Below are 22,674 nucleotides of genomic sequence, written 5' to 3' on the forward strand. Positions count from 1 at the left end.
CCACAGTTTTTTACAGGAACGCTCGCCTTGGCTACGCTGATTTGCGGCTCGCTCGCCTACGACAACATCATGACCTTCGAAGGCCGGTTCCGGGAGCACATCCTGCCGGAGCAGGTTCACATCCTGAACGTGAGCTTTCTCGTGCCGACCATGCGCCGCGAGTTCGGCGGCTGCGCGGGCAACATCGCCTATTCGCTGAATCTGCTGGGCGGCGACGCGCGCATCATGGGCACGCTCGGCGAGGTGGACGCGCAGCTCTACATGGACCGCTTCACGCAGTTGGGGCTGTCCACGGAAAACGTGCTGGTCGTGCCGGGCACCTACTCCGCGCAGGCCATGATCACCACCGATCTGGAGAACAATCAGATCACCGCGTTCCATCCGGGCGCGATGATGCAGTCGCATCTGAACCGCGCTGACGAAGCGAAGGGCATCACGCTCGGCATCGTCGCGCCGGACGGCTACGACGGCATGGTCCAACATTCGGAACATCTGGCCGCCGCCGGCGTGCCGTTCATTTTCGATCCGGGCCAGGGCCTGCCGCTCTTCGACGGTGCTGCACTGCGGCGCATGATTGAACTTGCGACTTACGTAGCTGTCAACGATTACGAAGCCAAGCTCGTGAGCAACAAGACCGGTTGGTCGATCGAGGAGATCGCCGGCAAAGTGGAGGCGCTCATCGTCACGCTCGGCGAACACGGTGCGCAGATTCATCACGCGGGCGGCGTCGAGCAGATTCCGGCCGTCAAGGCGCAACAGGTGCTCGATCCGACCGGATGCGGCGACGCGTTCCGCGGCGGTTTGCTGTACGGCATCGAAAAGAAGCTCGGCTGGGCGACCACCGGCCGTCTCGGGAGCCTGATGGGCGCGCTGAAGATCGAACACCAGGGTCCGCAAAATTATGCGCCCACCCGGGCGCGGATCAACGAACGGTTCAAGCAGGCGTTCGGGTACGACCTGCCGTAATACCGCAAGCTATTGGAGTTAGGGAATGAGAACAACGAGTCGCCTGATAGTGGCCGCCTTGATTGCCGGTTCGCTGGCCATGTCGGGGTGTGCGTATAACAGCAGCTCTGCCGACGTCTACACGGCGTCGCAGGCGCAGCGCGAGGAAACGGTCCGCATGGGCACGGTCGACAGTGTGCGCGCAGTCAAGATCAGTTCGAACAACGGTCAGCCGAGCGGCCTCGGTGCGATCGGCGGCGGCGCCCTGGGCGCGGTGGCCGGCAGCGCGATCGGCGGCGGACGCGGCTCGATCGTGACCGGCATCATCGGCGGTCTGGCGGGCGCGGTGGCCGGCAATTCGGTCGAGAACAGCGTCGCCGTGCGCGACGGTCTGGAAATCACCGTGCGGCTCGACAACGGCGATATTCGCGCCATCACGCAAAGCGCCACGGGCGAAATTTTCCGCGCCGGCGACCGCGTCCGGCTGCTCTCCAGCGGCGGCGTCACGCGCGTGACGCACTAAGTTTTCCCCTCTCGAGCGGCCAGCCTGACGCGGCCGCATCGACCTCACACGCATGCCCTCCCCTGTGCATGCGTTTTTTTTCGCCGACGCTTTTCGCGTCACGCGGCGCTCCACGCTCGACGTGTTCGAGTGGCGAAAAAAAATCCCGCGGCCGGAAACCGGCAACGGGATTCTGACCGCGTGGCGCTCGCAAGACTGCATCAAGCGCCACTCGGTCATCCGGCACACCTAACGATGTGCCGAAGTGCTGCTACTGCCTGTCGTCCGATTACGGACGGCTGCCCGTCGGGAACGGCCATGCCGCTGCCGGGTTCAGCGCGGTCTTCACCGTCGCCGCCGGCGCGCTCGAAACAGAAGTCGCAGCGGGTGCAGGCGCTGCCTTCTTGGCGACAGCCTTCTTCGCAGGGGCAGCCTTCTTCGCAGGAGCGGCGGCCTTCTTCGCAGGAGCAGCCTTCTTGGCAGGCGCAGCTTTTTTAGCAGCAGCCTTTTTCGCAGGCGCGGCCTTCTTGGCAGCGGCCTTCTTCGCAGGCGCGGCTTTCTTCGCAGCAGCCTTCTTCGCGGGCGCGGCCTTCTTCGCAGCAGCCTTCTTCGCGGGCGCGGCCTTCTTCGCAGTCGCCTTCTTGGCCGGTGCTGCCTTCTTCGCTGCAGCCTTCTTGGCCGGTGCTGCCTTCTTCGCGGCTACCTTCTTGGCCGGTGCTGCCTTCTTCGCTGCGGCCTTCTTAGCCGGTGCAGCCTTCTTCGCTGCAACCTTCTTCGCCGGCGCTGCCTTCTTCGCTGCGACCTTCTTGGCCGGCGCTGCCTTCTTCGCTGCTACTTTCTTGGCCGGTGCGGCCTTCTTCGCCGGAGCTGCCTTCTTGGCTGCGACCTTCTTCGCTGCAGGCTTCTTAGCGGCGGCTTTCTTTGCAGTTGCCATCATTTTCTCCTTCAGGTTTTCAGATGAGAGTCAGTTCAAACTACACCCTTCGTCAAAACCCGCTTCCCGCGGACGCTTCTCAGGGCGCGCGCTACGAAGCGGGCTATTCATCGGCGTACGCAGGTGCTGCGCGCTTACGCTAATGAATGCGGTAAGGCGCGCCGTGCCCGAAGGCACCGCGCGCCAAATGTCATCGGCGTTGGGTTTCAACGCCGGCAATTGCTTGATCGAGCCGACGGCGATCACGCCGACGGCTTTTTCCGGGGGGAAGTTTGCCCATCCCACTGAAGGGTTCGCAAAGTGCCGGTCATGTTTGTGGGCCGCGAAGGCACGCGGCGCACGGGGCACGCTTTGCATCAGGCGGTTCAGCTCCTAAACATAATTGCCGCAGCCGGAGGCCGACGGCATCCCCATCGATGAATGCATCACAGCACGGACCCGGTTTACTCCCAGGTCAGCGCGCCGCCAGTCTGATATTCGATAACACGCGTCTCGAAGAAGTTGCGCTCCTTCTTCAGGTCGATCATCTCGCTCATCCACGGGAACGGGTTTTCCTCGTTCGGGTACAGCGGATCGAGACCGATCTGCTGGCAACGGCGGTTGCAGATGAAGCGCAGATAGCTCTTGAACATCGACGCATTGAGGCCGAGCACCCCGCGCGGCATCGTGTCTTCTGCGTAACGATATTCGAGTTCGACCGCCTGCTGGAAGATCTCGCGGATCTCCGCGCGGAATTCAGCCGTCCAGAGTTGCGGGTTTTCGAGCTTGATCTGGTTGATCAGGTCGATGCCGAAGTTGCAGTGCATCGACTCGTCGCGCAGGATGTACTGGTACTGCTCCGCCGCGCCGGTCATCTTGTTCTGGCGGCCCAGCGCCAGGATTTGCGTAAAGCCGACGTAGAAGAACAGGCCTTCCATCACACAGGCGAACACGATCAGCGAGCGCAGCAGCGTCTGGTCTGCTTCGAGCGTGCCGGTCTTGAAGGCCGGATCGGTCAGGACGTGGATGTACGGAATGAGGAATTCGTCTTTCGCGCGGATCGAGGGAACCTCGTGATACGCGTTGAAGATCTCGCCTTCGTCGAGACCGAGCGATTCGACGATGTACTGGTATGCGTGCGTGTGGATCGCCTCTTCGAACGCCTGGCGCAGCAGGAACTGGCGGCATTCGGGCGCCGTGATGTGGCGGTAGGTGCCCAGCACGATGTTGTTGGCGGCGAGGGAGTCGGCCGTCACGAAGAAGCCCAGGTTGCGCTTGACGATGCGGCGCTCGTCTTCGGTCAGACCGTTCGGGTCTTTCCAGAGGGCGATGTCGCGCGACATGTTCACTTCTTGCGGCATCCAGTGGTTGGCGCAACCAGCCAGATACTTTTCCCACGCCCACTTGTACTTGAACGGCACCAATTGATTGACGTCGGTCTGGCCGTTGATGATGCGCTTGTCGGCGACATTGACCCGCGCTTCGGAAACAGCAGCGGTTCCGGCAGCACGCGCCGCGGTGGCAACGGGAGCGACAGCGATGTCGTTCGCGAAGATGTCTTGAGCCGAGGGAGCATGAGGAGCGGAACGCGTTCCGACTTGCGAACCGACAGCCGGTCCCGCAGCGTTGCGCAACACGTTCTGTTGCGTAGCGCTCGAGGGAGTTACGGCAGTGATCTCGTCATCCCAGTTGAGCATAAATGTCACCATCAATTTAGAACGGTTTGTACCATCTTTTCACGAGCGATAAAAGAGTCCGCTTGCGAAAAATCCTGTTTTCGATTCGCGTTGCTACGTTCATACAACACTTTGTTCAACGTAGTGTGCGCATCACCTCATGTGAGGCGTGTTGAACGTGTGTCGTCGAGGTACTTCGCGAGCTCGGAGAGCAACGTGTTCAAGCGTCGTTTCGCTGCTCTATCTATCTGTATTGCGCGAGTGCTCTTGCCGCGTGTGCTGCACGTTGCCGGTTCGTCCGCGTGAGTGAGTTGAAGTTCAACGCAGCGTCGGGCGAGGCATGTGGCCGGCAAGCTTGCCTGCTCCGCTTGCTTGGCGGGCTTGCCCGGTTCCCTGCTCCGTTCACCGAAGCGTTGACGACGCGTTGCCGAAGCGCCGGGGTGTTGCAGTCTGCTGTCGGCTTGCGCGCTTCATCACACGCCGACTCGTTGCTTCGCTACTGCACTGTCCGACGATGAGCGGTGCGGCTTTCACTTCCTGCTGACTTCAGCATCGCGCTTGCCGCGCCGCTCGTCGAATGACTTCTGCGTCATCTCTGCGAGGTTCGTTGCTGCTGCATGCGGGTGATTACCTAGAACCCGTCAGCAAACAACGAACCTGCCTGCTGCTCGCCGCTTACTGGCAAGCCTCGCACTCGTCGAAGCCGGGGTCGCCCGGACGCATCATGCACACGGGACCGTCCGCTTCAGGCGCTGCTTCGACTGCAACAGCCGGCACTGCTGCCGCTGCTGCCTGCAGGCCGCCAGCACCACCGCTCACGCCGAAGCCACCTGCCGCGCCGCCGCTGATACCGCCGGCGCCACCGGCACCTTCGCCGCCGCCCGAGCTCACCGCGTTGAGCGCGCCGTGAGCCACCGTCGATTTCTCGACGTGCGTGGCCGCCATTGTGCGGAGGTAGTACGTGGTCTTCAGGCCGCGCACCCACGCAAGTTTGTAGATCTCGTCGAGCTTCTTACCCGATGCACCCGCCATGTAAATGTTCAGCGACTGCGCCTGGTCGATCCACTTCTGACGGCGCGAAGCCGCTTCGACGAGCCACTTCGGATCGACTTCGAACGCGGTCGCGTAGATCGCGCGGAGGTCGGCCGGAATGCGGTCGATGCGCGAGAGCGTGCCGTCGAAGTACTTCAGGTCGGCGACCATCACCTCGTCCCACAGGCCGCGTGCCTTCAGGTCGCGAACCAGGTAGTCGTTGACGACCGTGAATTCGCCCGACAGGTTCGACTTCACATACAGGTTCTGGAACGTCGGCTCGATGCAGGCCGACACGCCGATGATGTTCGAGATGGTCGCCGTCGGCGCGATCGCGATGCAGTTCGAGTTGCGCATGCCGTAGGTGGCGATGCGCGAACGCAGCTCCGTCCAGTCCATCGACTCGCTCGAATCCACTTCGACATAGCCGCCGCGCGCTTCGGCGAGCAGCTTGACCGAGTCTTGGGGGAGGATGCCGCGATCCCACAGCGAGCCGCGGTAGCTCGAGTAGCGGCCGCGCTCCTGCGCGAGTTCCGTCGACGCGTAGTACGCGTAGTAGCAGACCGCTTCCATGGACGTGTCCGCGAACTTGACCGCTTCTTCCGACGCGTACGGCGTGCGCAGCAGATGCAGGCAGTCCTGGAAGCCCATGATGCCCATGCCGACCGGACGGTGCTTCAGGTTCGAGTTACGCGCCTTCGCCACCGCGTAGTAGTTGATGTCGATCACGTTGTCGAGCATGCGCATCGCGACGCTGACCGTGCGCTTCAGCTTGTCGTGGTCGAGCGCGAGCGTGCCGTCGGCCTGTTCCTTCAGATGCGCGACGAGGTTCACCGAGCCCAGGTTGCAGACGGCGATTTCGGCGTCGCTCGTGTTCAGCGTGATTTCGGTGCACAGGTTCGACGAGTGCACGACGCCCACGTGCTGTTGCGGCGAGCGCACATTGCACGGATCCTTGAACGTGATCCACGGGTGGCCGGTTTCGAACAGCATGCCGAGCATCTTGCGCCACAGCTGGGCCGCCGGAATCTTCTTGAACAGCTTGATTTCGCCGCGCGCGACCTTGTCTTCGTAAGCCGTGTAAGCCGCTTCGAATTCGGCGCCGAACTTGTCGTGCAGATCCGGGCAGGTGGACGGCGAGAACAGCGTCCAGTCGCCGCCTTCCATCACGCGCTTCATGAACAGGTCGGGAATCCAGTTCGCCGTGTTCATGTCGTGCGTGCGGCGACGGTCGTCGCCCGTGTTCTTGCGCAGCTCGAGGAATTCTTCGATGTCGAGGTGCCACGTCTCCAGGTACGCGCACACCGCGCCCTTGCGCTTGCCGCCCTGGTTCACGGCCACGGCCGTGTCGTTGACGACCTTCAGGAACGGCACGACGCCTTGCGACTTGCCGTTGGTGCCCTTGATGTGCGAGCCGAGCGCGCGCACGCGCGTCCAGTCGTTGCCGAGGCCGCCGGCGAACTTCGAGAGCAGCGCGTTTTCCTTCAGTGCTTCGTAGATGCCGTCGAGGTCGTCGTCGACCGTCGTCAGATAGCACGACGACAGTTGCGAGCGGCGCGTGCCCGAGTTGAACAGCGTCGGCGTGGACGACATGAAGTCGAAGCTCGACAGCACGTTGTAAAACTCGATGGCGCGCGCTTCACGGTCGATCTCGTTCAGCGACAAACCCATCGCAACACGCATAAAGAATGCCTGAGGCATTTCGATACGCACGCCGTCGTGATGCAGGAAGTAACGGTCATACAGCGTTTGCAGACCGAGGTAGCCGAACTGCAGGTCGCGGTTCGCGTCGAGCGCGGCGCCGAGACGCTTCAGGTCGAACTGCAGGAGCTTGTCGTCGAGCAGTTCCGCTTGCACGCCGCGCTTGATGAACTGCGGGAAGTATTCGGCGTAACGCTCGCCCATTTCGGCTTGCGTCACTTCTTCTTCGAGAATCTCGCGGCGGATGGTGTGCAGCAGAATGCGCGCGGTGACCTGGCTGTAGGCCGGATCTTTTTCGATCATCGTGCGCGCGGCGAGAATGGCCGAGTCGTAGACCTGGCTCATCGGCACGCCGTCGTACAGGTTCTTCACCGTTTCGGCGACGATCGGCTCGGCGCTGACGGCGTCGCCCAGATTCGCGCAAGCCGACTCGATGATGCCACGCAGCGCCGCCATGTCGAGCGGACGCGTGACGCCGTTGTCGGTGACGCTCAGGCCCGGCGTGCTCGCCGCCGCCTGCTCGTCGTGACCGCGCGCCTGGGTGCGCTTCTCGCGATACAGCACGTAGGCACGCGCGACGTTGTGCTCGCCGCCGCGCATGAGCGCGAGTTCGACCTGATCCTGAATGTCTTCGATATGGAACGTGCCGCCGTTCGGACGGCTGCGCAACAGCGCGCGCACCACGTTCTGCGTGAGTTGCTCGACCAGTTCGCGCACGCGTGCCGACGCCGCGCCTTGACCACCGTTGACGGCGAGGAAGGCCTTCGTCACGGCGATGGCAATCTTCGACGGCTCGAACGACACGACGCTGCCATTACGGCGGATCACCTTGTAGTCGGCATAGGTCGCTTGCGGCGCGAGCGCCTGAGCGCCTTGTGCCTGGCCGAAAGCCTGGCCAGTCGGCGATCCCTCATACCGGGTCGTCACATTGTCGGTGGTTTGCATGTGCAAAGCTCCTGGTCCTGGAAATGTTGCGGCGAGTGCCGCGGATTAAAACGAACGCTGCGCCGCCGCGTGCGCAAGCGATGAGGTGCAGGAAAAAGACCGGCCTTGGCGGCTGGCGGGATGCGACTGCGATGAAGCCTGATTCGAATTCGTAACGGTCTTCTTCGTAGTGGTCGCGATCACTCTCAGCCCCTTTCCTGATGCATTCTGGTTGCCGCCGGTTGGTCTTGACCGGCGCGCCGCAGGAATTTTTTCGCTGCCTGGAATGCTTGCGGCGCCATGCTCCGGGAGCGGGGCGCCGCAGACTTGTGCACGCAGTTATGCACTCGGTTATTCACACAGTTATACACAGGACACACAATATCTAGTGCGTAACTGAATGTGTGGCACCAAGTATAGTGGACTTTCAAGACAGATCAAATCGTTTTATTTGCTTCCGACGTCTTGACTTTTGGCTCGCGCGACGCGAAGCCGCCTCCCCGGAGAACAAGGCTGCGCCTCGTTCTCCTCGCATCACGCAAGTTCGCGCGAAGGGGCTTTACGGCGTTTTAGAAAACTTGAGATAGGGGAAATACCGATCCGCGAGCGCGGTGTCGGATTGCAGGCGCGCCCACTCGAAGTGAGGTCCTGGATCGGTCTTGCGGCCGGGCGCAATATCGGCGTGCCCCGCGAGTGCCTCGATCGGATAGCGCGAGAGGAGCGCGGTGACGAGCGCGCTCAGCGTGTCGTATTGCGCCGCCTCGAACGCGGTCGTGTCGCTACCCTCAAGCTCGATGCCGATGGAGAAATCATTGCAGCGCTCGCGTCCGAAAAAATTGGACGGCCCGGCGTGCCACGCACGCTCGTTGCACGACACGAACTGTTCGAGCGCGCCGTTGCGGTGAATCACGAAATGCGCCGACACGCGCACGCCGCGCAGATGCGCGTCGTAGTACGGGTGAGCGTTGCAGTCGAGCGTATTGAGGAAGAGTTCGGCGATGGCCGTGCCGCCGAATTCGTCAGGCGGCAAGCTGATGTTGTGCACGACAATCAGCGTGGGCACCGCGCCTTGCGGCCGTGCCTCGACATTCGGCGAGGGCAGTTTGCGTGCTTGCGGGACCCAACCGTCTGCGTCGACGGTGAATGCGACGCTCATCGGGCCTCGCGGCCCGTGGGTCGTGCGCCGTGGCGCTGCGCATGCGCGGCGCTGCAGAACGCCTCTCCAGCGACGACGATGGAATCGCTCTTCGGCGCATGCACGCCGCACTCGACGCAGCGGATCATCGGCTCGGCGAGTTGCGGCGTGGCGGGACGTGCCGCGCCGTTGCCGCCGTTGCGGTAATCGGCCTTGTCGGCCGCCCCGCGTGCGCCATCCGCGCCGGTACGTTGCGCCGTGTGCGCGTCATGACGGCGCAGCGCCTTCACAAGCCATTGGCCGACGATGAACAGCAGGATCAGCAAAAAGATTTGTCGCATGGAACACGCTCACACTACGGCACGGTGCAGCAGCACCTCGAAAACAAAACGGCTGCCGACATAAGCCAGCAGCAGCGCGACGAACGACGCCAGCACCCAGCGCAATGCGGCACGGCCGCGCCAGCCTGAGATCTTGCGCGCGGTCAGCAGCGCGCCGAACATCACCCACGAAAGAATGGCGAACACGGTCTTGTGGTCGAGGCTAAGCGCCCGGTCGACCAGTTGCTCGCTGAACAGAATGCCCGACACGAGCGTGAGCGTAAGCAGCACGAAGCCCGCGCCGATCAGACGGAACAGCAGCTTCTCCAGCGTGAGCAGCGGCGGCAGCGTGTCGAGCCAACTGGAAAGCCAGCCATTGCCGGCTGCGGCGACGTGACGCTGTGCGAGGCCGCCGCGCATGGCATGCAGACGTCGCTCGACGAGCAGCATCAGGACGGCATGCAGCGCCGCGATAGCGAACAGTCCATAGGCAATGTTGGCGATCAGAAAGTGCAGCTTGAACAAGGGGGCGGCCGAATACGGCAGCACGCGCACGCCGTTGAACGCAAGCGGCAAAAGCGAGGCGACGCAGGCGAGCGGCAATACGAGTAGCCGCAGCCCGTCGAGCGGAAAGAAAAAGCTTTCTATCCAGTAGATGCCGGCGCCGAGCCAGAACATGGCCGAGAGCGCGAAGGCGAAACCGAACACCATCGCATTCTGCGGAAAGATCGTGGTGTGCAGCAGCACGCCGTGCGCGAGGAGCGCCACGAACAACAGCGCGCGGCCCGACGAGCCCATGCCGGAAGCCGCGGCGCCGGCCAGCCCCGGCTGCGCATGGCCGGCCGTCATGGCGGCGGCCGGCAGCGGCGGCATGCTCTCCAGCATGGGGCGCGATCCGGCGTGCCGGTGCGAGCGCCAGCCGGCCACGGCGAGTCCGCCATAGAGGAGCGCGGTGAGGGCATACAGTACAATATCCATATTCGAAGTTTACACTAGGCCCCTGCTCCGCGACGTCTTCCGCTTCGCGCCCGCCCGGGCCGCACTGTTCATCGCTCCCCATGCTCGACAATCTGACTCAACGGATGGCGCGCGTCGTCAAGACGCTGCGCGGCGAAGCCCGGCTCACTGAGGCGAACACCCAGGAAATGCTGCGCGAAGTGCGTCTCGCGCTGCTCGAAGCGGACGTGGCGTTGCCCGTCGTGCGCGAGTTCATCGCAAAGGTCAAGGAGAAGGCGCTCGGCGAGGAAGTCATCAGCAGCCTGTCGCCGGGCCAGGCGCTCGTCGGCGTCGTGCAGCGCGAGCTGACGGCGGTCATCGGCGGTGACTATGAGGGCAAGGCCTCGGAGCTGAATCTCGCCGTCACGCCGCCGGCCGTGATTCTGATGGCGGGTCTGCAAGGCGCGGGTAAAACGACCACGGTCGGCAAGCTCGCCAAGCTGCTGCGCGAGAAGTACAAGAAGAAGGTGCTGACCGTTTCGTGCGACGTCTACCGCCCCGCTGCTATCGCGCAGTTGAAGACGGTGACCGAGCAGGTCGGCGGGGACTTCTTCCCGTCTGAGCCGGATCAGAAACCCGTTGACATCGCGCGTGCCGCCGTGGATTGGGCGAAGCGCCATTATCACGACGTGCTGCTCGTCGACACGGCCGGCCGTCTCGGTATCGACGAGGCGATGATGCAGGAAATCGCCGCGCTGCACAGCACGCTGAAGCCGGCCGAAACGCTCTTTGTCGTGGACGCGATGCTCGGCCAGGACGCGGTCAACACGGCGAAGGCATTTAGCGACGCGCTGCCGCTCACCGGCGTCGTGCTCACCAAGCTCGACGGCGACTCGCGCGGCGGCGCCGCGCTTTCCGTGCGCCACGTGACGGGCAAGCCAATCAAGTTCGTCGGCGTCGCCGAAAAGCTGGACGGGCTGGAGGTTTTCTATCCGGACCGGATGGCCAACCGGATTCTGGGCATGGGCGACATTCTCGCCCTCGTCGAAGAAGCGCAACGCGGCGTGGACGTCCAGGCCGCGCAAAAACTCGCCGACAAGGTCAAGAAAGGCGGCGACTTCGACCTGAACGATTTCCGCGCGCAGCTCACGCAAATGAAGGGCATGGGCGGCCTGTCGTCGCTGATGGACAAGCTGCCCGCGCAGTTCCAGCAGGCGGCGGCCGGCGCCGACATGAGCCAGGCCGAAAAGCAGATGCGCCGCATGGAAGGCATCATCAACTCCATGACGCCGCTCGAGCGCGCCAAGCCGGATCTCATCAAGGCGACGCGCAAGCGCCGCATCGCCGCGGGCGCGGGCGTGCAGGTGCAGGAAGTCAACCGCATGCTCAACCAGTACGACCAGATGCGCACCATGATGAAAAAGCTGAAGGGCGGCAATCTGCAAAAGATGATGCGCGGCATGAAGGGCATGTTGCCCGGCATGCGCTAAGCTTTAGCAAGACGGCGGCGCGCAAGGTGTTTACGCAAACGCCAGCGGCCGTCTCGAAAGAAGAATGGGTTGTGAGCACTCCCGCTCACACTATGTATACAGTTACCGCCCGTCACATGTCATGAACCGCGAAGAAGCTCTCCATATTTTCAGCCACTCCGAAGAAATCGTTTCGGCCGACGAGGTGAACGCGTCGATCAGCGGCATGGCGGCCGCCATCCGTGCCGAAATGAGCGAGGACTTCCCGCTCGTGCTTTCGGTCATGGGCGGCGCGGCGGTGTTTACCGGCATGCTGCTGCCGCATCTCGACTTCCCGCTCGAGTTCGACTACATCCACCTGACCCGCTACCGCAACACCACCAAGGGCGGCAACGAGATGCAATGGCGCGTGGCGCCGGCGGAGTCGGTGAAGGATCGCGTGGTGCTCGTGCTCGACGACATTCTCGACGAAGGCGAGACGATGGCCGCGATCCGCGACCGCATTCTCGCAATGGGCGCCAAGCGCTTCCTGAGCGCTGTGCTGTGCGAGAAGATCATTCCGAAGGCGAAGCCGCTGCGCCCCGACTTCTGCGGCTTCGAAGTGCCGGACCGCTACGTGTTCGGCTGCGGTATGGACGCCAAGGGTTACTGGCGCAACCTGCCGACTATTCGGGCGCTGACTGAAGGCGCTTGATGAGTCCCGGCGTGGGCCGGTAGCCTGTAGCAAGCGAAGCAGAAAAAAAGCGGCCCGCCGGGCCGCTTTTTCATTTGCGCCGCGAATGGCGCGAAGCGGCGCCGAAGCAACAGCGTGCCCGCTTCACAGTTGATGCACGAACGCGCGAATACCGCCTAGCATCATCTCCACCGAAATCGCGACCAGCACGAGCCCCATCAGGCGCTCGAACGCCATCATGGTGCGCTCGCCAAGCCACGCCTGAATGCGCTCGGCCAGCATCAGGACCACGGCGCAGACGATCATCGTGACCGTCAGCGCGCCGATCCACTCGAACATCTTGCCGGGCGCCTGCGACGTCAGCAGCATCACCGTTGCGAGCGCCGACGGCCCGGCGAGCGCCGGAATGGCGAGCGGCACGATGAGCGGCTCGCCGCCGCGCGTGTCTCCGCCGAACGGGCCGTCGGGATGCGGAAACACCATACGCAACGCGATCAGAAACAGCACGATGCCGCCGCCGATGCGCAATGACTGGTCCGTGAGGCTCATCATGCGCAGAAAGCCGTCGCCGAGCACCATGAACAGCAGCAGGATCGCAAACGCGATCGCGACCTCGCGCAGAATCACGGCGGTGCGCCGCTTCGGCGACACACCGCGCAGACAGCTGATGAAGAGCGGAATGTTGCCGAGCGGGTCGGTGATCAGAATCAGCAGGACGGTCGCGGACAGGAAGGTGTACTCCACCGTCCGCTCCGCTTAGCGCGCGAGCGCCGCGCGAACCTTCGCGATGACCGCTTGCGCGGCTTCGTCGACCGGCAGCAGGGTGGCTTCGGCGTCGCGGCGGCCCTGATATTCGAGCTTGCCTTCCTTCAGGCCGCGGTCGCCGATCACGAGACGATGCGGCACGCCGATCAGTTCCCAGTCGGCGAACATGACGCCCGGGCGCTCGCCTCGATCGTCCAGAATCACGTCGATGCCCGCATCCACCAGTTCCGCGTACAGCTTGTCGGCCTGCTCGCGGACGGCTTCGCTGCGGTCGTAGCCCATCGGGCACAGCACGACTTCGAAAGGCGCAATCGATTCCGGCCAGATGATGCCCTTCTCGTCGAAATTCTGTTCGATCGCCGCGCCCAGAATGCGCGTGATGCCGACGCCGTAGCAGCCCATTTCCATAGGCTGCGGCTTGCCGTTTTCGTCGAGGCAGGTCGCGTTCATCGCTTCCGAATACTTGGTGCCGAGCTGGAACACGTGGCCCACTTCAATGCCCCGGCAGATGTCGAGCACGCCCTTGCCGTCCGGCGACGGATCGCCCTTCTTCACGTTGCGGATATCCGCCACGACCGGCTCCGGCAGATCGCGGCCCCAGTTGACGCCGGTGGTGTGATAATCCACTTCGTTCGAGCCCACCACGAAGTCGCTCATGTTCGCGACGGTGCGGTCCGCGACCACCTTGACCGGCTTCTTCGTGTTGAGCGGCCCGAGATAGCCCGGCGGCGTGCCGAAAGTTTCGATAATCTCGGCCTCGGTCGCCATGCGGAATTCGGCGAGGCCCGGCAGCTTGCTCGCCTTGATCTCGTTTAGATCGTGATCGCCGCGCAGCATCAGCAACCAGATGGTCGGTTCGGCGCCTTCGTTTTCGGTGGCGAGCACGATCGACTTGATGGTGCGCTCGAGCGGAATGTTCAGATATTCGGCGACGGCCTCGCACTTTGCCTTGCCCGGCGTGGGCGTCTTTTTCAGTTCCTCGGCCGGGGCCGCGCGCTCGGCGTAGAGCGGCAGCGCTTCGGCTGCTTCCACGTTTGCCGCGAAATCGGAGGTCGGGCAATAGGCGATGGCGTCCTCGCCCGTTTCGGCGATCACGTGGAACTCATGCGAGCCGCTGCCGCCGATCGAGCCGTTGTCCGCCGCCACCGCGCGAAAATCGAGACCGAGGCGGGTGAAAATGCGCACATACGCGTCGTACATCTTGCGATACGACTCGCGCAGGCCCGCCGCGTCCTTGTCGAACGAGTAGGCGTCTTTCATGATGAACTCGCGGCCGCGCATCACGCCGAAACGCGGGCGGATTTCGTCGCGGAACTTGGTCTGGATCTGATAGAAGTTGACCGGCAACTGACGGTAGCTCTTGATCTGACCGCGCGCGATGTCCGTCACCACTTCTTCGTGCGTGGGTCCGATCACGAAGTCGGATTGTTTGCGGTCCTTAAAGCGCAGCAATTCGGGGCCGTATTTCTCCCAACGGCCCGACTCCTGCCACAGCTCGGCCGGCTGCACGGCCGGCATCAGCAATTCGATCGCGCCTGCCCGGTTCATTTCCTCGCGCACGATGGCTTCCACCTTGCGGATAGAGCGCAGGCCGATCGGCAGATAGTTGTAGATGCCGCCGGCGACGCGGCGGATCATGCCGGCGCGCACCATCAGTTTATGGCTGACGATCTCGGCGTCCGCCGGAGCTTCTTTCAGGGTGCCGATAAAGAAACGGGAAGCTTTCATTCAGATTTTCCAAAAGCGGCGGCTCCGGAGGGACCGCCCGAAAGGGTGAAAACAGGAAATCGACACGGCTTGGGCGCCAAAGCCCTGCCCCGCGCCGCACTGCGCGGCGCCGCCATTACGGAGCCGTCGCCGCCGCGCAAGGCCTTGCACGCAAGGGATGACGCACGGGAAACTTGACAGGCTACCCCAAATGCAGGCCATTTGCGGCGAATCGTTCCATTCTGGTGCGAATCGGTGCGTGAGGGCCGTTATCTGTTTATAATCAAAGCAATTTTAAAGGATTCGAAGGTGGTTGTATGCTGGATCGTGAAGGCTTTCGCCCGAACGTCGGCATCATCCTCTTGAACGCGCACAACGAGGTGTTTTGGGGCAAACGGCTCCGTGAACATTCCTGGCAGTTTCCGCAAGGGGGCATCAAGTACGGTGAGACCCCCGTGCAAGCGATGTATCGGGAGTTACACGAAGAAACCGGTCTGCTTCCTGAGCACGTCAAGGTGATTGGTCGCACGCGCGACTGGTTGCGTTACGAGGTGCCTGACAAGTTCATCAAGCGCGAGGTACGCGGTCATTACCGCGGCCAGAAGCAAATCTGGTTTTTGCTCCGAATGGTGGGGCGCGATTGCGACATCTGCTTGCGCGCCACCGACCACCCGGAGTTCGATGCCTGGCGCTGGAACGAATATTGGGTGCCGCTCGACTGTGTGATCGAGTTCAAGCGGGATGTGTATCAGTTGGCGCTGACGGAGCTATCCCGTTTCATGCGCCGGACTGCGCCGCGTACGGAAAAAACGGGCGGTCACCATGGCCCGCGCTATCCGCGGATAGCGTCGTCAATGGAAAGTCCGCCGGATTCCACGGTGATGACGGTGACCTCGGTCACGTCGGTCACGTCGGTCAGACTCGAAACGTCGGTTCACACAACGGGCGCGGCCGACTGCGGCGAGCGTGTCGGTTCAGCGGATCAGACCGGCACCGCGTCCGAGCTCGAAAACGAATCGGCTCGCGAGGCTGGGGGCTCGCTCCTTCGCCACGGCGCGCGCAGTTGATTGTTCTGAGCGGCGTCTCGTGCCGTCCATGCGGGCGCGGCCCCCGGAATCCGGGAGCCGCGCCCGTTTTTTGAGGAAATCATATTGAAAGCACTTGCTCTCGTCGTGGCGTGCGTCGCCACCGGCGCCCTGCTGGCTGGCTGTTCGAGCGCCGGCAAACCCACCAACAAGGACGACAGCGCGTTCACCTACCTGCTCGACCGACCCACGAACTGGGTGGAAAACAAAGTCGACACGTTGCCGCCGTTGCCGCAGGAATCCAACCTGCTTCCGTTCGAGGTGTCGGGCAATACGCCGTTGCATTTCGCGATAGATCGCAACTCGTTGAGCGTGGGTTCCGACGGCGTGGTGCGCTACACCGTGGTGGTCACGAGTCCGAGCGGCGCGCGCAATGTGAACTATGAAGGCATTCGCTGCGACACCTACGAATGGCGCCTCTATGCCGGCCTGAATTCGGATCACGACGGGTGGGACAGAACGGTCGCCAACGACTTCACCCGCATTGAAAACGGCACGCTGAACGCTTATCACGCGGCGCTGTATCAGGATTACCTATGCGCCAACAAGCTCCCTACGGGCAGCGCGAAGTCGATTATCGAGAACATCCGCTATAAGCGCACGGCAACGTCTCTGGTTCATTGATCACATTGAACTGCTGACGGTTCTCCCAGCAAAAAGCCGTTCCGGTACCAACCGGAACGGCTTTTTTATGTGCATCTGGAGGCTCGGCTCGAGGCTCGGCTCAGCGTGCTAACCAGACGTGCCGACCGGAAACCGGTGAGCAGATCAAACCAGCACCAGATTGTCGCGATGAATCAGCTCGGGCTCCAGCATATAGCCGAGCACCGTTTCGATCTCGCCGCTCGGACGCCGCTGGATCAGCTTGGTTTCCGCACTACTGTAGTTGGTGAGGCCGCGCGCCACCTCGCGGCCGGTCGCGTCGAGGCAGGCAATGACCTCGCCGCGGGCAAACGCGCCCTGCACGCCCACAATGCCGATTGGCAGCAAACTCTTGCCGCCGGCGGTCAGTTTCTCGACGGCGCCGTCGTCGATTACCACGTGGCCGCGCACCTGCAGGTGATCGGCCATCCACTGCTTGCGCGCGGCCATGCGCGCGGTGCGTGCGATCAGCTGCGTGCCGATCGCCTCCCCGGACGCAAGGCGCGATAGCACGTCTGCTTCGCGGCCGCTCGCGATCACCGTATTAGCCCCGCTGTGCGCGGCGCGTTTGGCCGCCAGAATCTTCGTCAGCATGCCGCCGCGGCCCAGGCTGGAGCCCGCGCCGCCGGCCATGGCTTCGAGATCCGGCGCGCCGGCATCCGCCTGCTGGACCAGCGTTGCATTCGGATCTTTCCGCGGATCGGCGGTGAAAAGGCCTTGCTGATCGGTGAGGATGATGAGCGCGTCGCCCTCAATCAGGTTCGCCACCAGCGCGCCCAACGTGTCGTTGTCGCCGAACTTGATCTCGTCGGTCACGACGGTGTCGTTCTCATTGATGATGGGCACCACGCCGAGCCGCAGCAGCGTCAGCAACGTGGAGCGCGCATTCAGATAGCGCTCCCGGTCCGCGAGGTCGGCATGAGTCAGCAGGATTTGCGCGGTCTGAATGGAATGCTCGGCGAAGCGGCTCTCGTAGACCTGCGCGAGGCCCATTTGACCGACAGCCGCGGCGGCCTGCAATTCGTCGATCTCTCGCGGCCGCTTGGTCCAGCCGAGCCGCTGCATGCCTTCCGCGATGGCGCCCGAACTCACCAGCACCACTTCCTTGCCTTGCGCGCGCAAAGCGGCAATCTGCGCAGCCCAGCGACCAATGGCCGCATGATCGAGGCCGCGACCGTCGTTAGTGACGAGGCTCGAGCCGACTTTGACTACCAATCGCCGTGAATCTGCGATGACGGAACGCATTGTGCGCTGTCTCCCAAGATGACGCCTGACGCGCGCCGGCGCCGCTCGAGCGCCGACGCTCCGGTTGTTTAGTCCTGCGGATCGACGCTGGACTCGCCCGCGGCGGCCTTCGCATCGGGCTTGTCGCGAAAGCGCACGTCAGCGGCGAGATCTTCCGCCTCGGCTGCGCGCTGCGCGTCCGAATGCGCCGCGATGTGGTCATACACCGCATAGCAAAGGCTCTCGCAACCCTGACCGGTCAGCGCCGATATCTCGAAAACAGGACCGTCCCACCCGAAGCCTTCGAGAAAGGCCGAGACGCGCGCTTCGCGCTCGTCCTCAGGCACCATGTCCAGCTTGTTGAGCACGAGCCAGCGCGGCTTCTGATACAACTGCTCGTCGTACTTGCGCAGCTCGTTGACAATCGCCTTGGCCTCCGCGACCGGATCGACCGATTCGTCGAACGGGGCCAGGTCGACGATATGCAGCAGCAGCCCCGTGCGCTGCAGGTGGCGCAGGAACTGGTGACCGAGCCCCGCGCCTTCGGCTGCGCCTTCGATCAGGCCCGGAATGTCGGCGATCACGAAGCTGCGGCTCGGCCCCACGCGCACCACGCCGAGATTCGGCGCCAGCGTGGTAAACGGGTAGTCGGCGATTTTCGGCCTGGCATTCGATACCGACGAAATGAATGTCGATTTGCCCGCGTTCGGCATGCCGAGCAGGCCCACGTCAGCCAGCACCTTCAGCTCGAGGCGCACCATGCGGCGCTCCCCCGGCTTGCCGTCCGTCTTCTGGCGCGGCGCGCGGTTGGTGCTGGATTTGAAATGGAGGTTGCCGAGCCCCCCCGCGCCGCCCTGCGCGATCTGCACGCTCTGGTTGTGCTCGGTCAGATCGGCAATGAGCTCGCCGGTTTCCATGTCGGTGATCGTGGTGCCGACCGGCATGCGCAGCGTGATGTCGTCGCCGCCCTTGCCGTAGCAATCCGAGCCGCGGCCGTTCTCGCCGTTGCGCGCCTGATGCTTTTTCGCGTACCGGTAGTCGATCAGCGTGTTGATGTTGCGGTCTGCTACCGCGATCACGCTGCCGCCCCGCCCGCCGTCCCCGCCATCCGGCCCGCCGAACGGAACGAATTTCTCGCGGCGCATCGACGCGCTGCCATCCCCTCCGTCGCCGGCGATGACTTCAATCCTCGCTTCGTCAATGAACTTCATGCGTAACTCCGTCCCGTGGTGTACCGCCAGATGGTGCTGCCAGATCTGGTGTTGCTGGATCCTGCTTCAAACTGCTATTTTGCCGCGCCCGCCGCGCGATGATCAATCGACCGAACGGCATAGGACGATGTCCGAATGCGCGGCGCGACCGGCGCTTGCTGCAATAAAAAAAGCCCCGCTAACTTCGCGGGGCCTTTTCCGGTCCTGAAGCCCGTGCCTGATTAAACTCAGGCTGCTGCCGGGACAACGCTGACCGTGTGCTTCTTCGCGGCGCCTTTCGTCGAGAACTGGACGTGGCCGTCCGTCAGCGCGAACAGGGTGTGATCCTTGCCGATACCGACGTTTTCACCCGCGTGCATGCGCGTGCCACGTTGACGAACAATGATGCCGCCAGCGTTGATAGCCTGACCGCCGTACACTTTCACGCCAAGTCGCTTCGATTCGGAGTCGCGGCCGTTCCGGGACGATCCGCCTGCCTTTTTGTGTGCCATTTGATTTGCTCCTTAACCGGTGCGCTTACGCGTTGATCGCGTCGATGCGCAGTTCGGTATAGTTCTGGCGGTGGCCGCCATGCTTCTGGTAGTGCTTCCGGCGACGCATCTTGAAGATGGTCACTTTCGCGTGACGACCTTGCGACACGACGGTAGCCTTGACGGAAGCCCCACTGACCAGCGGCGTACCGAACTTAATCGATTCGCCTTCGCCCACTGCGAGAACCTGGTCGAGCGTGATTTCAGCGTCAATGTCTGCCGGTATCTGTTCTACTTTAAGTTTTTCGCCGACGGCAACTTTATACTGCTTGCCACCGGTTTTTATGACCGCGTACATTGAGAACCTCACTCTGTGTTCATTTTTCCCGCGCACCGCGCGCGGAAACCCGTGATTATACATAGAGTTAGCTGCTCGGTCAAAACTCATTGAGCGCCGCCTGACGGCGTCCCGCGTGCGCCGCGCGGCAGTCCGCGACCCGGAATCACCGCGATTCGCCTTATAATTCGCGGCACTACCCAATTCAGCCATCATGTCGTCGACTGCCACCCCCTCCTCCAACGCCGCCAGCCTGCTTGCTCCGATCGCCGAAGACATGCAGCAGGTGAATCGCGTCATCCGGCACCGTCTTGCGTCCGAGGTGATGCTGATCAATCAGATCTCCGAGTACATCATCAGTGCCGGCGGCAAGCGGCTGCGGCCCGCGCTGCTTCTGCTGGTGGCCGGCGCGCTCGGAGAAACCACGGGGCACCGGCACGAACTGGCGGCGGTCGTCGAATTCATCCACACCGCCACGCTGCTGCACGACGACGTGGTCGACGAATCCGACCTGCGGCGCGGCCGCCAGACGGCCAACGCGCTGTTCGGCAACGCGGCGAGCGTGCTCGTCGGCGACTTCCTCTATTCGCGCTCGTTCCAGATGATGGTGGGTGTCGGCAAGATGCGCGTGATGGAGATTCTGTCGGAAGCCACCAACATCATCTCCGAAGGCGAAGTCCTGCAGTTGCTGAACATGCACGACGCGGACGTGGACGAAGCGCGCTACATGCAGGTGATCCGCTACAAGACGGCCAAGCTGTTCGAGGCCGCCGCCCAGCTGGGTGCGGTGCTGGCCGGCGCAGACGCCCGCACCGAAGCGGCCGCCGCGGAGTTCGGGCGGCGCATCGGCACGGCCTTCCAGATCATGGACGACTGGCTCGACTACACGGGCACGGCAGAGTCCATGGGTAAAAATGCCGGCGACGACCTGCGCGAGGGCAAGCCCACGCTGCCGCTCATCTATCTGATCGAGCGCGGCACGCCCGAGCAGTCGGCACTCGCTCGCGAGGCTATCGAACAAGGCGGCACAGATCGTTTCGACACGATTTTCGAGGCCATCACGCGCTCGGGCGCGCTCGACCACACGCTCGAATGCGCGAAACAGGAGGCTCAGGCAGCGGCCGCAGCAATTTCTTCGTTTCCTGATTCCATTTACAAAGAAAGCCTGCTAGAATTATGTTCTTACTCGACGGCGAGACAGTCTTAGACGAGACGGAAGCGCCGGTTTAGTCTGAAACGGGTCCGCAGTACATTTCGGGGTGTAGCTTAGCCTGGTAGAGCGCTACGTTCGGGACGTAGAGGCCGGAGGTTCGAATCCTCTCACCCCGACCAGATTTGCCTTGTTAGCGCAAGGCTCGAAAAACCGCCCAGCTTGCTCGGCGGTTTTTTGTTTTTTGCGGCGCATTGTCGTCAGCGCGCCGAACGCGGTGCGCGTCAAGAGGGAAGCCGGGCGCGGCGCCGCTGGCGGCTTGCACTGCCCCCTCTGCTATATTCTCTCCATCCTTCCTCCCTCTATTCTTCACGACGCGTGGAACAACTTCCCTTATGGGCGCAGATTGGCGCCGTCTTCCTGCTGCTTGTCTGCTCGAGCTTCTTCTCGATTTCCGAAACGGCGATGATGGCGCTCAACCGCCATCGCCTGAAGCACCTTGCCAGCAAGAACGCGCTCGGCGCCAAGACCACGCAGGGCCTGCTCGCGCACACAGACCAGCTGCTGAGCGTCGTGCTGATCGGCAACAACCTGTTCAACACCATCATTCCGGTGCTGACCACGTCCATCGCGTTGCACACCTTTGGACGCAACAACGTGGTGCTGTCTATCGCGACGGGTATCGTCGCGTTCCTGATCATCGTGTTTGCCGAAATCACGCCGAAAATCGTGGGCGCCACCTTCCCCGAGAAGATCGCGCTGCCCGCGAGCCTGCTGATCGCGCCGATGATGCGCGCCGCCCGACCGCTCGTCTGGTTCGTCAATCTCTTTGCCACCGGCATCTTGCGCGTCCTGCACATCAACACCCAGGGCGCGCGCGACCAGCGCCTTTCCACCGAGGAGCTGCGCACCATCGTGCTCGAGTCCGGCAGCTTCATGCCGACCAAGCACCGCAGCATCCTGCTGAATCTGTTCGACCTGGAAAACATTTCCGTGGACGACGTGATGATCCCGCGCCGCCGTATCGAGGCGCTCGACTTCGACGCGCCGTTCGAACAGATCCTTCATCAGCTCGAAACCTGTTATCACAACAAGCTGATCGTCTACCAGGGCGACATCGACCGCGTGCTGGGCGTGCTCCACGTTCGTAAGACGCTGGCGGCGCTGCACAACCAGGAACTGGAGCGCGAGACGCTGCGCGAGCTGCTCACCGAGCCCTACTTCGTGCCGACCGGCACGCCGGTGTTCCAGCAACTGCAGTACTTCCAGGAAAGCCGCCATCGCATCGCGCTCGTCGTCAACGAATACGGCGAATTGCAGGGGCTCGTCACGCCGGAAGACATCATCGAGGAACTGATCGGCGAATTCACCACGTCCATTCCGCGCGGCGCCAGTTCGCGCGGCGGCTGGAACGAGCAGGGCGAATGCATCGTCGCGGGCAGCATGCCGCTGCGCGAATTGAACCGCTGGCTTCAGCTCACGCTCCCGACAGACGGGCCCAAAACACTCAACGGCCTAATCCTCGAAATTCTCGAAGACATTCCCGACGGCGACGTGTGCGTGCAGATCCGCGACGTCAAGATCGAGGTGATGCGCAGCGACGACCAGGCAATCCGCACGGTGAAGCTGTTCAGACCGCCGGCGCGTGCGAAGAGCGCCAAGGCGCTGCTCGGTTAGCGGGCTCGCGCGCTGTCGAGCCGCTACCCCTTCACGTCTCGTTCAGATCTTCGCCGCCATCCAACCCGGCGTGCCGTTCGCTTCCCCGACGGGCACGCCCAGCATCGCATAAGTCTGCGGCACGCGCCATTAGCCGAATGGCCGAATGTCATTCAGACGCGCCTTGGCGGAAACTGGAGC

Annotated in this window: 22 protein-coding genes and 1 tRNA gene; 10 read left to right on the plus strand and 13 right to left on the minus strand. The window is 63.0% G+C overall.

What is annotated here, in order from left to right; all coding sequences use genetic code 11:
- The first annotated feature begins 27 nt into the window (after positions 1-27).
- Genes HV711_RS18580 through HV711_RS18590 form a run of 3 tightly spaced genes read left to right on the plus strand, consistent with a single transcriptional unit; the run spans position 28 to position 1,700 of the window.
- The gene (locus HV711_RS18580) at positions 28-966 is read left to right on the plus strand and encodes a carbohydrate kinase family protein (protein WP_035484286.1); all 939 of its coding nucleotides are present in this window, start codon (positions 28-30) and stop codon (positions 964-966) included.
- A 25-nt stretch (positions 967-991) separates the two neighbouring features.
- On the plus strand, positions 992-1,468 hold the full coding sequence (locus HV711_RS18585; protein ID WP_013589657.1) for an outer membrane lipoprotein: 477 nt from the start codon (positions 992-994) through the stop codon (positions 1,466-1,468).
- A 52-nt stretch (positions 1,469-1,520) separates the two neighbouring features.
- Entirely contained in the window at positions 1,521-1,700 is a 180-nt protein-coding gene (locus tag HV711_RS18590; RefSeq protein WP_175145191.1) for a hypothetical protein, read from the plus strand.
- 36 nt (positions 1,701-1,736) lie between these two features.
- Here HV711_RS18590 and HV711_RS18595 read toward each other — a convergent pair whose 3' ends face one another.
- From HV711_RS18595 to HV711_RS18625, 7 genes are all read right to left on the minus strand, one after another.
- On the minus strand, positions 1,737-2,381 hold the full coding sequence (locus HV711_RS18595) for a histone H1-like DNA-binding protein (protein ID WP_013589658.1): 645 nt from the start codon (positions 2,379-2,381) through the stop codon (positions 1,737-1,739).
- Between the two features lie 30 nt (positions 2,382-2,411).
- Positions 2,412-2,738, minus strand: a complete 327-nt coding sequence (locus tag HV711_RS18600) for a hypothetical protein (protein WP_013589659.1) — start codon at positions 2,736-2,738, stop codon at positions 2,412-2,414.
- Between the two features lie 86 nt (positions 2,739-2,824).
- Entirely contained in the window at positions 2,825-4,057 is a 1,233-nt protein-coding gene (locus tag HV711_RS18605; RefSeq protein WP_028362445.1) for a ribonucleotide-diphosphate reductase subunit beta, read from the minus strand.
- Positions 4,058-4,711: 654 nt separating this feature from the next.
- Positions 4,712-7,714 carry a ribonucleoside-diphosphate reductase subunit alpha gene (locus tag HV711_RS18610; RefSeq protein WP_035484288.1) on the minus strand — a complete coding sequence of 1,001 codons (3,003 nt, stop codon included), beginning with the start codon at positions 7,712-7,714 and terminating at the stop codon, positions 4,712-4,714.
- A gap of 538 nt (positions 7,715-8,252) precedes the next feature.
- Positions 8,253-8,849, minus strand: coding sequence for a 1,6-anhydro-N-acetylmuramyl-L-alanine amidase AmpD (ampD, locus tag HV711_RS18615; protein WP_013589662.1), 597 nt, complete (start codon positions 8,847-8,849; stop codon positions 8,253-8,255).
- Positions 8,846-9,169, minus strand: coding sequence for a PP0621 family protein (locus HV711_RS18620; RefSeq protein WP_028362443.1), 324 nt, complete (start codon positions 9,167-9,169; stop codon positions 8,846-8,848). The genes ampD and HV711_RS18620 overlap by 4 nt, the downstream gene beginning before the upstream one ends.
- A gap of 9 nt (positions 9,170-9,178) precedes the next feature.
- A complete protein-coding gene (locus HV711_RS18625; RefSeq protein ID WP_028362442.1) occupies positions 9,179-10,126 on the minus strand; it encodes a cytochrome C assembly family protein in 948 nt (315 codons plus the stop codon).
- An 80-nt stretch (positions 10,127-10,206) separates the two neighbouring features.
- Here HV711_RS18625 and ffh point away from each other — a divergent pair, with 80 nt between their 5' ends.
- Both ffh and HV711_RS18635 read left to right on the plus strand, forming a co-directional pair.
- Positions 10,207-11,574 carry a signal recognition particle protein gene (ffh, locus tag HV711_RS18630; RefSeq protein WP_035484291.1) on the plus strand — a complete coding sequence of 456 codons (1,368 nt, stop codon included), beginning with the start codon at positions 10,207-10,209 and terminating at the stop codon, positions 11,572-11,574.
- 121 nt (positions 11,575-11,695) lie between these two features.
- Entirely contained in the window at positions 11,696-12,247 is a 552-nt protein-coding gene (locus HV711_RS18635; RefSeq protein ID WP_013589666.1) for a hypoxanthine-guanine phosphoribosyltransferase, read from the plus strand.
- Between the two features lie 123 nt (positions 12,248-12,370).
- On the opposite strand, the gene HV711_RS18640 is transcribed toward HV711_RS18635, so the two are convergent.
- Both HV711_RS18640 and HV711_RS18645 read right to left on the minus strand, forming a co-directional pair.
- A complete protein-coding gene (locus HV711_RS18640; protein ID WP_015003791.1) occupies positions 12,371-12,970 on the minus strand; it encodes a MarC family protein in 600 nt (199 codons plus the stop codon).
- Positions 12,971-12,982: 12 nt separating this feature from the next.
- Positions 12,983-14,719: a proline--tRNA ligase gene (locus HV711_RS18645; protein ID WP_035484293.1), complete on the minus strand. Its 1,737-nt coding sequence runs from the start codon at positions 14,717-14,719 to the stop codon at positions 12,983-12,985.
- Between the two features lie 296 nt (positions 14,720-15,015).
- Between HV711_RS18645 and HV711_RS18650 the strand changes: the two genes are divergently transcribed.
- Positions 15,016-15,765 (plus strand): RNA pyrophosphohydrolase, encoded by a 750-nt coding sequence (locus HV711_RS18650; protein WP_013589669.1) that lies wholly within the window; start codon positions 15,016-15,018, stop codon positions 15,763-15,765.
- Positions 15,766-15,849: 84 nt separating this feature from the next.
- Positions 15,850-16,407, plus strand: coding sequence for a CNP1-like family protein (locus tag HV711_RS18655; protein WP_013589670.1), 558 nt, complete (start codon positions 15,850-15,852; stop codon positions 16,405-16,407).
- A gap of 144 nt (positions 16,408-16,551) precedes the next feature.
- Here HV711_RS18655 and proB read toward each other — a convergent pair whose 3' ends face one another.
- From proB to rplU, 4 genes are all read right to left on the minus strand, one after another.
- Positions 16,552-17,670 carry a glutamate 5-kinase gene (gene proB, locus HV711_RS18660; protein ID WP_013589671.1) on the minus strand — a complete coding sequence of 373 codons (1,119 nt, stop codon included), beginning with the start codon at positions 17,668-17,670 and terminating at the stop codon, positions 16,552-16,554.
- 68 nt (positions 17,671-17,738) lie between these two features.
- Positions 17,739-18,860 (minus strand): Obg family GTPase CgtA, encoded by a 1,122-nt coding sequence (gene cgtA, locus HV711_RS18665; protein WP_013589672.1) that lies wholly within the window; start codon positions 18,858-18,860, stop codon positions 17,739-17,741.
- 227 nt (positions 18,861-19,087) lie between these two features.
- Positions 19,088-19,351 carry a 50S ribosomal protein L27 gene (gene rpmA, locus HV711_RS18670; protein WP_013589673.1) on the minus strand — a complete coding sequence of 88 codons (264 nt, stop codon included), beginning with the start codon at positions 19,349-19,351 and terminating at the stop codon, positions 19,088-19,090.
- 25 nt (positions 19,352-19,376) lie between these two features.
- Entirely contained in the window at positions 19,377-19,688 is a 312-nt protein-coding gene (rplU, locus tag HV711_RS18675) for a 50S ribosomal protein L21 (RefSeq protein WP_007180329.1), read from the minus strand.
- 193 nt (positions 19,689-19,881) lie between these two features.
- Here rplU and HV711_RS18680 point away from each other — a divergent pair, with 193 nt between their 5' ends.
- From HV711_RS18680 to HV711_RS18690, 3 genes are all read left to right on the plus strand, one after another.
- The gene (locus tag HV711_RS18680; protein WP_013340559.1) at positions 19,882-20,874 is read left to right on the plus strand and encodes a polyprenyl synthetase family protein; all 993 of its coding nucleotides are present in this window, start codon (positions 19,882-19,884) and stop codon (positions 20,872-20,874) included.
- 48 nt (positions 20,875-20,922) lie between these two features.
- A tRNA-Pro gene (locus HV711_RS18685) sits at positions 20,923-20,999 on the plus strand.
- Between the two features lie 196 nt (positions 21,000-21,195).
- Positions 21,196-22,494, plus strand: coding sequence for an HlyC/CorC family transporter (locus tag HV711_RS18690; protein ID WP_013589674.1), 1,299 nt, complete (start codon positions 21,196-21,198; stop codon positions 22,492-22,494).
- Positions 22,495-22,674: the final 180 nt, after the last annotated feature.

The organism is Paraburkholderia phenoliruptrix (assembly GCF_902859825.1).
GTDB lineage: Bacteria > Pseudomonadota > Gammaproteobacteria > Burkholderiales > Burkholderiaceae > Paraburkholderia > Paraburkholderia phenoliruptrix.